This window comes from Bacillus sp. (in: firmicutes), from assembly GCF_031983925.1.
In the GTDB taxonomy this organism is placed as follows: Bacteria; Bacillota; Bacilli; order Bacillales; family Bacillaceae_G; genus Bacillus_A; species Bacillus_A pacificus.
The window spans coordinates 20,579-34,564 of record NZ_DALYZR010000008.1 but is presented as its reverse complement, the minus strand read 5'-3'; the positions used below and the strand labels follow the sequence as shown (position 1 = coordinate 34,564).

General features: G+C 36.1%; 11 protein-coding genes, 1 pseudogene and 3 other annotated features. Of the genes and pseudogenes, 10 read left to right on the top strand and 2 right to left on the bottom strand.

The genetic code is table 11. The annotated features are described in order from the left end of the window. Positions 1–522 (top strand): 3D domain-containing protein (locus tag RTP99_RS20135; protein ID WP_264158302.1); only part of this gene is annotated, 522 nt, incomplete at its 5' end. A 51-nt stretch (positions 523–573) separates the two neighbouring features. Here the strand turns inward: RTP99_RS20135 and RTP99_RS20130 are convergent. Continuing rightward, positions 574–1,092, bottom strand: a complete 519-nt coding sequence (locus RTP99_RS20130; protein WP_000070086.1) for a kinase — start codon at positions 1,090–1,092, stop codon at positions 574–576. A 102-nt stretch (positions 1,093–1,194) separates the two neighbouring features. Between RTP99_RS20130 and RTP99_RS20125 the strand changes: the two genes are divergently transcribed. From RTP99_RS20125 to RTP99_RS20115, 3 genes and pseudogenes are all read left to right on the top strand, one after another. Further along, entirely contained in the window at positions 1,195–1,500 is a 306-nt protein-coding gene (locus RTP99_RS20125) for a YfzA family protein (protein ID WP_000398604.1), read from the top strand. 13 nt (positions 1,501–1,513) lie between these two features. After that, positions 1,514–2,047, top strand: a pseudogene (locus tag RTP99_RS20120) (GNAT family N-acetyltransferase); the annotation flags it as partial. Positions 2,048–2,062: 15 nt separating this feature from the next. Continuing rightward, on the top strand, positions 2,063–2,593 hold the full coding sequence (locus tag RTP99_RS20115; RefSeq protein WP_041184760.1) for a cysteine hydrolase family protein: 531 nt from the start codon (positions 2,063–2,065) through the stop codon (positions 2,591–2,593). A gap of 341 nt (positions 2,594–2,934) precedes the next feature. Here RTP99_RS20115 and RTP99_RS20110 read toward each other — a convergent pair whose 3' ends face one another. Next, on the bottom strand, positions 2,935–3,372 hold the full coding sequence (locus RTP99_RS20110) for a YndM family protein (protein ID WP_001013099.1): 438 nt from the start codon (positions 3,370–3,372) through the stop codon (positions 2,935–2,937). Positions 3,373–3,522: 150 nt separating this feature from the next. Here RTP99_RS20110 and RTP99_RS20105 point away from each other — a divergent pair, with 150 nt between their 5' ends. From RTP99_RS20105 to aroA, 6 genes are all read left to right on the top strand, one after another. Further along, positions 3,523–7,038, top strand: a complete 3,516-nt coding sequence (locus RTP99_RS20105) for a DUF4020 domain-containing protein (RefSeq protein WP_073569457.1) — start codon at positions 3,523–3,525, stop codon at positions 7,036–7,038. A gap of 108 nt (positions 7,039–7,146) precedes the next feature. Further along, positions 7,147–7,383, top strand: a binding site (T-box leader). A 54-nt stretch (positions 7,384–7,437) separates the two neighbouring features. Then, positions 7,438–7,673 (top strand) — a binding site (T-box leader). 195 nt (positions 7,674–7,868) lie between these two features. After that, positions 7,869–8,945: a bifunctional 3-deoxy-7-phosphoheptulonate synthase/chorismate mutase gene (locus RTP99_RS20100; protein WP_001273581.1), complete on the top strand. Its 1,077-nt coding sequence runs from the start codon at positions 7,869–7,871 to the stop codon at positions 8,943–8,945. A 9-nt stretch (positions 8,946–8,954) separates the two neighbouring features. Next, positions 8,955–9,174: a binding site (T-box leader), on the top strand. Between the two features lie 53 nt (positions 9,175–9,227). Continuing rightward, positions 9,228–10,400, top strand: coding sequence for a chorismate synthase (gene aroC / locus RTP99_RS20095; protein WP_001269411.1), 1,173 nt, complete (start codon positions 9,228–9,230; stop codon positions 10,398–10,400). Between the two features lie 18 nt (positions 10,401–10,418). Beyond that, on the top strand, positions 10,419–11,519 hold the full coding sequence (gene hisC / locus RTP99_RS20090) for a histidinol-phosphate transaminase (protein WP_001197235.1): 1,101 nt from the start codon (positions 10,419–10,421) through the stop codon (positions 11,517–11,519). Next, entirely contained in the window at positions 11,512–12,612 is a 1,101-nt protein-coding gene (tyrA, locus tag RTP99_RS20085; protein ID WP_001228145.1) for a prephenate dehydrogenase, read from the top strand. Before hisC ends, tyrA begins: the two co-directional genes overlap by 8 nt. Positions 12,613–12,628: 16 nt before the next feature. Further along, positions 12,629–13,918, top strand: a complete 1,290-nt coding sequence (gene aroA / locus RTP99_RS20080; RefSeq protein WP_000664610.1) for a 3-phosphoshikimate 1-carboxyvinyltransferase — start codon at positions 12,629–12,631, stop codon at positions 13,916–13,918. Positions 13,919–13,986: the final 68 nt, after the last annotated feature.

Below are 13,986 nucleotides of genomic sequence, written 5' to 3'. Positions count from 1 at the left end.
AAGGCTAAAGAAGAAGCAAAAGCGCAAGAAATAGCGAAGGCTAAAGAAGAAGAGAAAGCACGAGAAATAGCAAAGGCTAAAGAAGAAGCAAAAGCGCAAGAAATAGCCAAAGCTAAGGAAGAGGCGAAAGCACGAGAAATAGCTAAGGCCAAGGAAGAAGCAAAAGCCCGAGAAGCAATAAAGGCAAAAGAAGAGTCTAAAAATAACACGCAGTCCGCTAAACGTGAATTAACAGTGGTGGCGACAGCATATACTGCTGATCCAAGTGAAAATGGTACATATGGTGGACGCGTTTTAACTGCGATGGGGCATGATTTAACGGCTAATCCGAATATGAGAATTATCGCAGTTGACCCGAAAGTAATTCCTTTAGGATCTAAAGTATGGGTAGAAGGTTATGGAGAAGCAATCGCTGGAGATACCGGAAGTGCAATTAAAGGTAATCGCATTGATGTTTTAATGGGCTCAAAAAGTAAAGCTATGGATTGGGGAAGACAAACTGTTAAAGTGAAAATTTTATAACAAATCTAGAATATAACATAATGAAAATAAGACCGACATATTCTGTCGGTCTTATTTTCGTACCATAATATCATTAAGAATCACATCAAATATATCTTTCTGCGTGAAGTGATCTGTAAAAATAGTTTCCCTAGCAACTTCAATTGTATCGTGCGGATTATACCATTTTTCTAAGGAATCCTCACCAAATTCATGCTTTTTTTCCCTTGTGTTATGTCGTCGAATCGTTTCTTTTAACGATAAATCAAAGTAATATGTATACGCGTTTCCTTCAAAAAAATGTATTAATTCTTTCAGCATATCACCATATCTTCGACTGTTTAAAATACCTTCTAAAATAACAAGTTCACATTTTTCTTTTCCATACTTTGTAATTTCACATAGTAAATCATGTGATAAATTCCCCATCGTATCGTGTACTCTAAGCATATCTCTACGTACAACATCTTGTGATACTAAAAGTGTCCCTTGTCCGAAATATTCTTGTAGTTGCTTTGCGATTGTTGTTTTACCACTTGCGGAGTTTCCTCTAAGAATGATTAATGTTGATTTATGTATAGGATTAGACATAGTGAATTCCCCCAGCATGAATGATTATATAGAAAATTTTAACAAATTAAACGTAGAAAGTGTATAATTAATAAGGATGCAAATAAAAAAGGTGGGGGTTAAATGGAAGGTAAATTAAATAGGGCGCAGCCGATTTGGAAACGGACATGGTTTCGCTATCTAGGGGCATTTATAATTTTACAATTACTGTTTATTATTTGTGAAGTAACTGCATGGGCACCAAACTTTAGACCTGACGGAGAATTTTTTAATAGAGTATTAAATTCTCAATTTTTCACAGAATGGTTCACGCCATATAAAATCCCTCAATTTAATGTGTTTACAGCATTTTTTGCGATTACATTGTTACCATACGCATTAATAGGTGCAATGAAAGATTTCACAAAAAGGAAAAATATAAATAATTAAAAAGAGGTATTATATGCTATTTCAAAAAGATAATGTATCGGTTCGGTACGTAAAAGAAGAGGATGCACCAATCATTTCAAAATGGTTAACAGAACCAGAAGTCCTGCAATATTACGAAGGACGAGATAATCCCCAATCAGTAGATATGGTACTGGATCATTTCATACATAATCCAAACAGTCATGAAAAAAGATGTTTAATAGAGTTTGATGATGTGCCAATTGGTTATATTCAAATGTATCCAGTTGATTCGGAGTGGAAAACATTATATGGCTATGAAGAATCGCAACATGTATGGGGAATGGATCAATTTATTGGAGAACCGACTTATTGGGGAAAAGGCATTGGAACGAAACTCGTTCAGACAGCAATTACATATATTATGGAGAACACGGGAGCAGAAGCCATTGCAATGGACCCGAAAGTAAATAATGAACGTGCAATAAAGTGTTATGAAAAATGTGGATTTAAAAAGGTAAAGGTTTTAAAAGAACATGAACTGCATGAAGGGGTATTAGAAGATTGTTGGATGATGGAATATAAACAAAGGGAGCTGCGCGAAATGAAAAAAGCATTAATCGTAATCGATGTGCAAGCAGGTATGTATACAGCAGGAATGCCAGTACATAATGGGGAAAAGTTTTTAGAAATATTGCAAGAGCTTATTGGAGAATGCCGTTCAAATGATATTCCGGTAATTTATGTGCAACATAATGGACCGAAAGATCATCCGTTAGAAAAGGGTACAGAGGGGTGGAAGATTCATAAGGCAATCGCTCCACTAGAAGGGGATTGTGTTGTTGAAAAAACGACCCCAGATTCATTCCACAAGACGGACCTAAAAGAAGTATTGCAAGACAAGGGAATCGATCATGTTATCATTTCAGGAATGCAAACGCAGTATTGTGTGGATACGACAACTCGCAGGGCGTTTAGTGAAGGGTATAAAGTAACGTTAGTGAGCGATGCACATAGTACGTTTGATACAGAGGTGTTACGTGCTGAAGACATTGTGAAGCATCATAACGTAGTGTTTGGAGCGTTTGCTGATGTCATTACATTAAAAGATTTGAAAGAAACTGTCTCTAAATAAGAGGCAGTTTTTTATCTGACTTTAATGGGCAGTAAGACCCCCACCTCAAAATGCAGCGAAAGCAAAGAGGTTAGTTGGGGGATCAACTGTCCATAAAAGTCCGATTGGTTCAACTAATAATCAGTGGGGGATGAAGAAAACCCCCACTGATTAAAGTTTCACTTTATTAGAGGAAATCATGTCAAATAGTGTCGGTAAGTCGACATCTTTTGTCGAAACGTCGATATATTGAAATAAACGTTGATATATTTGAAAAATCGTTGATATAATTTCACGTACCATAATAAAAACATAAAAAAGGAGCCCCACATAATTAAAAAGGGCGCTCCTACATCAAAATATTACTTCTTCTTATCTTTATCCAATATATTCTGCTCTTCAGCAAACTCCGTACCATATGCAAAGCGGCGATTAATATGAATATTATCGTTGTGGTGCCTTGTGTGGGAGTTAGAGAAGCGATGAACGATTACTTCAGATAATGTGAAGACAATTGCGGAAAGGATGCTTCCCCATGCAATTTGCATATAGTTGTCTAATAAAATATTACCGAAAATCCATACGCTTAAATATGTTAGTAAGAAATCCGACATAATGGCACCAGTATTGCCGATTCGATTTAATATGATTTTATCAACGAACATATAAGATACGATTGTTACAAAGAGACTAAATGAAATAATTTGGACGAACGTTGCAGGGAAAAATAAAGCGAGTCCAATACTAAATGCGATAATGCACGATATAAACTTGATAAGCACTACAGTAAAACCATTCAATATTTACACCTCCGATTTATACATAGTTTTACAATAAATTTAGGAGTTCATACATTGTAACGAATATATTTATATAAAACTTTTTCATGTTCAATCTTTGTCTAAATATTAAAAAAACAAAGAAAAAATGTTATAGTAAAATGAAAGTATATGACATTTTTAGGTAAGGGGGAATCCTGGGTGTGGATTACTTCAGAAGTAGAAATTCCAGACGAGTTAATTGATCATCTTGAACAAGGAAAGTTAGTATTATTTGTTGGAGCGGGAGTTTCTATGAAAGGGAAATCAAACTTACCGAATTTTGATGATCTTGTTGATGAAATTGCGAAAACGTTATATGTAGAAAAACGTGAAATAACAGAACCACATGATTATTATCTTGGTAAAATTGCGAAATCAAAAGATGTACATCAAGTTGCAAGAGATCTAGTTCATATAGAAAAGTCAAAACCGAATCCGCTTCATTATGCAATTCCGAGGTTGTTTCCTTTAGACACGGAAGTTCGTATTGTAACGACAAATTTTGATCGACATTTTACAACTGCGATAAAAGAAATGAATAGAGAATTAAACGTATATCACGCACCTGCATTACCTACAGGTAGAGCGTTTAAAGGACTCGCTTACATACATGGCAATATAGAACAAGAGAAAGAAGCATTAATTTTAACAGATGGTGATTTTGGAAGGGCTTACTTGACGGAAGGATGGGCGAGAAGATTTTTAGTTGATTTATTCTCGAATTATACCGTTTTGTTCGTTGGATATAGCCATAATGATCCAGTAATGAAATATTTAGCAACTGGTTTACCACCAAGTACAAGGCGTTATGCATTTGTCGCACAAGGAGAAAATACATATCATTGGGAGCATTTAGGAATACGGCCGATTGTATATCCAAATAAAGGTAATAATCATCAGTCTCTCGTTAAAGCAGTAAAACGATGGGCGGAGTTAATGGGTGATAATTATATTACAAAACGAATGCGCATTCGTGACATAGTAACAGTTCCACCTTCTGTAGAGCAGGAACAATTATCATACATAAAACAATCCATTAAAAAAATTGAAACAGTCCGCTACTTCGTTGAATTTGCTCATGATTATGAGTGGGTGGAATGGCTTGAAGCGGAAGGGAAATTACAAAATTTATTTTTAATTACATCAAACTATAACGAGGTAGATGAATTACTTGCAAAATGGTTAGTGGAACAATTTCTTTTTAGTCACCAAAAAGAATTATTTCAATTAATTTTTAAAAATCAATCTAAACTATCTCCGTTATTATGGAGAACAATTTGTAGTTACTTAAGTGAGACGAAAATCGAGATGGACCCATTGTTGTTTGCACGGTGGACACTGCTTTTATTAGAAACAGCTGAAAAAGATAGTAAATCGATCGAAACAATTTCTTACTTACTGCAAAAATGTTCTTTTCCTGAGCATAAAGAAATCGCTTTATTGTTATTAACGTTTATTTTGGACGGAAAACTTAAATTGAAGCGTGAAAGAAAGTGGGGAAATGATAATACGCAAGAATCAATAGAACTTGAGGAGTCGAGTCGTTTACCCGTGTCTACATTTTCTTATGTGGAGCAAATTTGGAATGAAAAGATGAAACCGCATATTTCTTATTACGCCGTTCCAATTATGATGATGGGAATAGAGAAGTTGCGGATGTTATCACTAAGGCAAACGGCACTGAAAAAAAGGGATAAGGAAAATGTGGAAAAAGAGTTTCAGCAAAATGATCTTGCGTTTTTAATTCAAATTGTAAAAGAGTGTTTAGCCTATTTATGTGAAAACAATGAGAAAAAAGCAAATTATTATATTACTGAAATGATAGAAGCAAGCAGCATACTTCAAAATCGAATTGCCATTGATGCGATGAATAAAAATATATTCGTAAGCGCCGATGAGAAGATGAAATGGTTGTTACAGGAAGAAATTCTTTTAGATGTCACGTATAAACAAGAAGTTTTTCAACTTATAAAAAATCATTACGCACTCTCTTTAGAAAAAACAAAGGAAGAAGTCATTCAAATTGTATTAAAGAACCTTGCAGAGGAGAGGGCATTTGATGTTTGTTTACTGTTAGATTTATTATTCACGTGTGATTCAAATAGTCCATCTACAGCAAAAGGTTATGAGTTAATGAAGCAAAAACATCCACACTTTCATTCTGATCGATACAGTGTAAAAAAGAGAGAGACGACAGAACAAAGTATTACTTGTAATGTAACTGCTGATGGATTATTACAGCTGAAAGATGAAGAAATTATGAAACAAGTTCGCCAATTCTCTCAAGATGGTGTGTTTGAACAACGTCATTTTTTAGAGATGTTATCGAAAGCATGTAAATTGAATACAGAATGGAGTATTTCATTTGCTTATCAATTAGTAGGTATGCACGAAATAAGTAATGAAGTTTGGTTTGTTTGTATTAGAGAGTGGCGAAATAACCGAGGACTGACAAATGAACAAATACAAAAAGTTATTCCTCTGTTGCAGAAATTCGTTAGAAATACTGCATTTCATTGGTTAATTAGTAGCTTTCTATATGAAATTAGCAATCGGTTAGAAGAGTTAGAGGAAAATAGTATACGCAATGTAAAACGGTTTGCTTTTTCAGTATTCCCTCAAGTAATGAAAAGTGACACGGATTTTAAGCTTGGAAAACAAGATTTTTACAATGAATCGATTCAGCATCCTGTTGGGAAAATGACAGCTGTATTATTAAAACTGTTATCATATGATCATTTATACGATCGTAATGTGTATGAATATTTATTTTTATTTGAAGAACAAGTAAGAATTAGTACAGAACGGACAAATTTTATGTTAGCGCGTTTAGTAGCGGATATTACATTTCTTTATCATATTGAGAAACAATGGTGCCGAAAATATTTGTTACCGTACTTAGAGTTAAAGAAGGAAAATGAGATTACGAAATATGCATGGGCCGGCTTATGTTACACGCAAATAAATTTACCTTTATTTACAGAAATGAAGCGATTTATTAAGTATGCAGTAGAACATTTAGAAGTATTACATCCGCATACGAGGGAAGCTTTCTTAAAATGGCTCAGTTTTGTATTTATTAAATGTGTACTGTATTGGGAACAAAAAACAGACTGGTTATACCCTTTACTTATACGAGAAAATGAAGAAAATAAAATTAAGTTTATGCAGTTTTTATGCTATTACGTCAAAACGTTAAGCGCAAAAGAGCAACAAAAATTTTGGGCAGCTTGGCTCAGTATATTTTTGCGAGAACGACCGAAAATGGGTGAAATCACAGCTAGAGAATATGTAATGCTTTTACGTATTATTTTATTTATGGATGAAATAGTAGAAAGAGGGTTATCGATAATTTGTAAATCATTTTCGGACGTAGGTGGAAAGGGAAATCAAACGGAGTTAAAACAGTTATTCAATGAAATACTTGAGAAGACAGAGAGTATAAAAATGTATAAAGAGTTGTATGCAAACGTATTTTTTACTTTACTGCAAACGCTTCAGGAAGCGGATTTACTTGAAACGGAAATCATTCAAATAAAAGAATTATTAATCGGGTATAAAGTAGAAAAATGTGTAATAAATGCAATAGATAATGAGATAATTCGCATCGGAATTGTTATGGAGAATTTACAAGAAGAAATGTAGGGCGAAAGTGGAATTTTAAAAAATATATAAAAAGTTGTTGACAGTGTTTTGAAAAGCGTTCTATAATACGAATCATACTTATTCAATTTCAAAAAACATTTGAATAAACAAAGTGCAATGAAGAGATCACAGTAGTGGTTAGTCTTACTGTAACAGAGAGCTGGTGGTTGGTGTGAACCAGTACAGGGATAATCATGAATTACAGTCTTGGAGCATCTTTTTCGTAGTAAAGATAGTATTGTCTTTATGAAGAAAAAGCGGTCAATTGATCGTTAACAGTGAAGAGAGGTAGACGGAAAGATAGTCTACAACTAGGGTGGTACCGCGATAAATATCGTCCCTACTGATTTATTCAGTAGGGACTTTTTGTATTTTAGTGGCCCAACTTGAAAATTAAATATGTATGCGTTGAAAGGAAAAGCAGTAGTTGTTGTTTCCCTGTAACAGAGAGCTGGTGGTTGGTGTGAACCAGTACAAAAACAAGAGCGAATTACAGTCCTAGAGCATCTTTTTCGTAGTAAAGATAGCATTGTCTTTATGAAGGGAAAGACGGTCAGATGATCGTTAACAATGAAGAGAGGTAGACGAAAGAAGTCTACAACTAGGGTGGTACCGCGATAAATATCGTCCCTACTGATTGAATCAGTAGGGATTTTTTGTACAAAAAAGTGGGTTTTTAATTAGTAGATAGTGTCTTTGTACTAATTATTAGTTTAAAATAAGAAGAGGGATCGATTCCACTTTAAATTTGTATAATTGACCAGTTCAGAAAATAGAGAATTTTTCATTCTCTTACTATAACTTTTAAAACATTAGAGGAGGATTTCCAAATGGCAAATCATGAATTAGATCAATTACGTAAACAGGTAGATGAAATTAACTTACAACTATTACACCTTTTAAACAAACGTGGTGAAATCGTTCAAAAAATTGGGGAGCAAAAGCAAGTACAAGGTACGAAACGTTTTGATCCAGTACGTGAGCGTGAAGTACTTGATATGATCGCAGAGAATAACGAAGGACCATTCGAAACATCAACGGTTCAACATATTTTCAAAACAATCTTCAAAGCTAGCTTAGAATTACAAGAAGATGATAACCGTAAAGCATTACTAGTATCACGTAAAAAGAAACAAGAAAACACAATTGTTGACGTAAAAGGTGAATTGATTGGTAACGGAACACAAACGTTCATTATGGGACCTTGTGCGGTAGAAAGCTTAGAGCAAGTTCGCCAAGTAGGGCAAGCGATGAAAGACCAAGGCTTAAAATTAATGCGCGGTGGTGCTTTCAAACCGAGAACATCTCCATACGATTTCCAAGGTTTAGGAGTAGAAGGATTACAAATCTTACGCCAAGTAGCAGATGAGTTCGACTTAGCGATTATTAGTGAAATTTTAAATCCGAACGATGTTGAAATGGCATTAGACTACGTTGATGTAATTCAAGTTGGTGCACGTAACATGCAAAACTTCGATTTACTACGAGCTGTAGGTAAAGTTAACAAGCCAGTATTATTAAAACGTGGATTAGCAGCAACAATTGATGAGTTCATTAATGCAGCGGAATACATCATTGCACAAGGTAACGACCAAATTATTCTTTGTGAGCGCGGTATCCGCACATACGAAAGAGCGACACGTAACACATTAGACATTTCAGCAGTACCGATTTTAAAGAAAGAAACACATTTACCAGTTGTTGTTGACGTAACGCATTCAACTGGACGTAGAGATTTATTATTACCAACAGCAAAAGCAGCACTTGCAATTGGCGCAGATGCAGTAATGGCTGAAGTACACCCAGACCCAGCAGTTGCATTATCAGATTCTGCACAACAAATGGATATTCCAGAATTCCATAAATTCATGGAAGAGTTAAAAGGATTCAAAAATAAATTATCTTAATTCCATATCATATATGCGCTGAAGAGGAAACAGTAGTGCTTATCTCCCTGTTAAAGAGAGCTGATGGTCGGTGTGAATCAGTACAAAGGTAAGCATGAATTACAGCCTTGGAGCATCTTTTTCGCCAAATTTTGGAGGAAAAGACGGTCAGATGATCGTTAACAATGAAGAGAGGTAGACGAAAGAAGTCTACAACTAGGGTGGTACCGCGATAAACATCGTCCCTACTGAGCGCTCAGTAGGGACTTTTTTGTACAAAAAAATAGTAAAGGGGCAAGAGAAATGAGATACATTACAGCTGGAGAATCACATGGACCGCAGTTAACAGTTATTTTAGAAGGTGTACCAGCAGGTTTAACGCTGGCGGCGGAACATATAAATAAAGAATTATTAAGAAGGCAAAAAGGGCACGGACGCGGAAGACGTATGCAAATTGAAACGGATACAGTTGAAATTGTAAGTGGTGTTCGTCATGGGGTAACACTTGGCTCACCAATTACGTTAATCGTAAAAAATGATGATTTTAAACATTGGACGAAAGTAATGGGTGCAGAGCCAATTTCGGAAAAAGAAAGTAAAGACATGAAACGTACAATTACGAAGCCACGTCCAGGACATGCGGATTTAAATGGAGCAATTAAATACGGTCACCGTGATATAAGAAACGTACTAGAGCGCTCGTCTGCAAGAGAAACGACAGTAAGGGTTGCAGCTGGAGCAGTTGCGAAACAAATTTTAAAAGAATTAGGCGTAGAAATTGCAGGGCATGTACTTGAAATCGGTGGAGTAAAAGCAAAACATATTTCTAACTTGTCAATTGAAGAAATTCAAACGATTACTGAAAACTCACCAGTTCGATGTTTAGATAAAGAAGTAGAACAAGAGATGATGAATGCAATTGATCATGCAAAAAGTAGCGGAGATTCAATCGGAGGCATTGTAGAAGTCATTGCAGAAGGAATGCCGATTGGCGTTGGTAGTTACGTTCATTACGATCGTAAATTAGATGCAAAACTTGCTGGTGCAATTATGAGCATTAATGCATTTAAAGGTGCTGAAATTGGTGTTGGTTTTGAAGCAGCAAGACAGCCAGGAAGTAAAGTGCACGATGAAATTTTATGGGATGAAGAACAAGGATACACGAGAAAAACGAATAATGCCGGTGGTTTAGAGGGCGGTATGACAACGGGAATGCCAATTGTCGTAAGAGGTGTAATGAAACCAATACCTACATTATACAAACCGTTAGCAAGTGTTGATATTGATACGAAAGAAGCATTTCAAGCGAGTATTGAAAGGTCGGATAGCTGTGCAGTACCAGCAGCAGGTGTAGTAGCTGAATCTGTTGTAGCATGGGAACTTGCACATGCACTAGTCGAACAATTCGGAAAAGATCGTATGGAGTTAATTCAACAAAACATTACGCAACATAATAAATACGCAAAAGAATTTTAATAAAAAGGTGGTTTTAACATGCAAGTAAAAGATCAACTATCATCATTACAACCATATAAACCAGGTAAATCACCTGAACAAATGAAAGAAGTGTACGGAGATCATGCATTTGTGAAATTAGCATCGAATGAAAATCCATTCGGCTGTTCACCACGTGTTTTAGATGAGTTGCAAAAATCGTGGTTGGACCATGCTTTATATCCTGACGGAGGTGCGACAACGCTCCGTCAAACAATTGCAAATAAATTACAAGTACAAATGGAACAAGTACTTTGCGGTAGTGGTTTAGATGAAGTCATTCAAATCATAAGTCGTGCAGCACTTAAAGCAGGAGATAACATCGTAACGGCAGGTGCAACATTCCCGCAGTACCGTCATCATGCGATTATTGAAGGCTGTGAAGTGAAAGAAGTTCCACTAAATAACGGTGTATACGATTTAGACGAAATTTCGTCAGCGGTAAATAATAATACGAAAATCGTATGGATTTGTAATCCAAATAATCCGACAGGCACATATGTGAATGACCGAAAATTGACTCAATTCATTGAAGGGATTAGTGAAAATACGTTAATTGTCATTGATGAAGCGTACTATGAATACGTAACAGCAAAAGATTTCCCAGAGACATTACCGCTTTTAGAAAAGCATAAAAATATTCTTGTGCTTAGAACATTTTCCAAAGCGTACGGATTAGCTTCTTTCCGCGTAGGATATGCGATTGGACAGGAAGAGTTAATTGAGAAATTAAATGTCGTACGTTTGCCATTTAACGTATCTTCATTAGCGCAAAAAGCAGCGACGATTGCTTTTGGTGATGACGAGTTTATTGAAGAAATAGTTCGTGTAAATACAGAAGGATTACAACAATACGAGAGCTTTTGTAAGGAAAATGATATTCCATTTTATCCATCGCAAACAAATTTCATCTTCTTACCAGTTGAGAATGCTGGAGAGATTTATGAAGCTTGTGCACACGCAGGATTTATTATTCGGCCGTTCCCAAATGGTGTCCGTATTACAGTCGGAACAAGGGAGCAAAATGAAGGAGTGATTTCAGTGTTACAACAACACTTTGAAAATAAAAAAAGAAAGTCTCGAGATGAGGCAAATGCGTAAGAAGGTAGTATTAATTGGAACTGGTTTAATCGGAGGCTCTCTCGCATTAGCAATTAAGAAAGAGCACGATGTAACGATAACAGGTTATGATATATTTCAAGAACAAGTAGAGCGTGCAAAAGAATTACACGTAGTAGATGAAATAGCAGTAAATTTACAACATGCATGTGAAGAGGCGCATTTAATTGTTTTTGCTTCTCCAGTTGAAGAAACGAAGAAATTATTACACAAATTAGCGTCATTTCGGTTACGAGAAGATGTTATCGTAACCGATGTTGGTAGTACAAAAGGAACGATTATGAATGAAGCAGAAGCTTTGTTTTCAAAGGAAATTTCTTTCATTGGTGGACATCCGATGGCAGGTTCTCATAAAACGGGAGTTGAAAGTGCAAAAGCGCATTTATTTGAAAATGCATTTTACATTTTAACACCGATGCATCACGTGCCAAATGAAGATGTGGAAGAGTTGAAAGATTGGTTAAAAGGAACAGGGTCACATTTCCTTGTTTTAAACACAGAAGAACACGATTATGTAACAGGAATTGTAAGTCATTTCCCGCATCTTATTGCAGCTGGATTAGTAAAGCAAGTAGAGAAACATGCAGGAGATAATCCACTTATTCATCAGCTAGCTGCTGGAGGTTTCAAAGACATTACACGTATCGCATCTAGTAGTCCGAAAATGTGGAGTGATATTGTTAAGCAAAATCGTGAGCATTTAATGTTATTATTAAAAGAGTGGATCTCTGAAATGGAAGATTTATATGATACAGTTTCGACCGGAGATGCAGGCGAGATTCAAAACTATTTTGCAGACGCGAAAGAATACCGTGACTCTTTACCGGTAAGAAAGAGAGGGGCGATTCCTGCCTATCATGACTTATACGTCGATGTTTTAGATAAAGTAGGGGCATTGGCCCACATTACGAGTATTTTGGCTCGCGAGGAAATTAGTATTACGAACTTGCAAATATTAGAAGCGCGTGAAGGATTACTTGGAGTATTACGTATTAGCTTCCAACGAGAAGAAGATCGTATGCAAGCAAAACTCGCGCTTGGAGAAGAAAAATACCAAACTTATGAAACAATTTAAATGAGAAGGTGAAAACGTGAAGGAAAGAACAATTCAACCTGTTAATAACGGATTAAATGGCAACATTACAATTCCAGGAGATAAATCGATTTCGCACCGTGCTGTCATGTTCGGTGCGATTGCAGAAGGAAAAACAACAATTAAAGGTTTCTTGCCCGGTGCAGATTGTTTAAGTACAATTTCTTGTTTTAAAGAAATGGGAGTAGACATCGTGCAAAACGGTGATGAAGTCACTGTAGTTGGTAAAGGATTAGAAGGTTTACAAGAACCGAAAGCTGTATTAGATGTTGGTAATTCGGGTACAACTATACGTTTAATGTCAGGAATTTTGGCAAATACACCATTTTTCTCTTGCGTACAAGGTGATGCATCTATTGCAAAAAGACCGATGAAACGTGTAACAAATCCATTAAAACAAATGGGTGCGAACATTGATGGGCGCGAAGAAGGAACGTTTACACCGCTAACAATACGTGGTGGAGATTTAAAAGCAATTGAATACACTTCGCCGGTAGCAAGCGCACAAGTAAAGTCAGCTATTTTACTTGCAGGACTTCGTGCAGAAGGTGTAACAGCTGTTACAGAACCACATATTTCACGCGATCATACGGAAAGAATGCTCGAAGCATTTGGCGTTAAAGTAACTCGCGAAGGAAAGACAGTGAAACTAGCAGGTGGACAAAAGTTAACAGCGACAGATGTTCAAGTACCAGGTGACGTATCATCAGCTGCATTTTTCTTAGTAGCAGGTGCAATTATTCCAAATAGTAAACTAGTATTACAAAATGTAGGAATGAATCCAACTCGTACAGGTATTATTGATGTTTTAGAGAAAATGGGTGCTACGTTCACTGTAGAGCCAATTAACGAAGGAGCATCAGAACCAGCTGCAAACATTACAATTGAAACATCTTCATTAAAAGGAATCGAAATCGGCGGAGATATTATCCCTAGATTAATTGATGAAATTCCTGTTATCGCTTTAGCGGCAACGCAAGCAGAAGGAATTACAGTAATTAAAGATGCACACGAATTAAAAGTAAAAGAAACGAACCGTATTGATACAGTCGTAGCGGAATTAACGAAACTTGGTGCTCGCATAGAGGCAACTGACGACGGGATGATTATTTACGGGAAATCAGCTCTAAAAGGTAATACAGTTAATAGCTATGGTGATCACCGCATCGGAATGATGCTTGCGATTGCGGGATGTATTGCAAAAGGAAAAACAACAATTGAAGATGCAGAAGCAGTTGGTGTATCATACCCTACATTCTTCGAAGAACTTCAAAAGTTAGCTAAATAAAGTGATGAGAAGCAGATACGAGATGTATCTGCTTTTTCATATTGGATGTTTGTTAATAAGCTAGTATA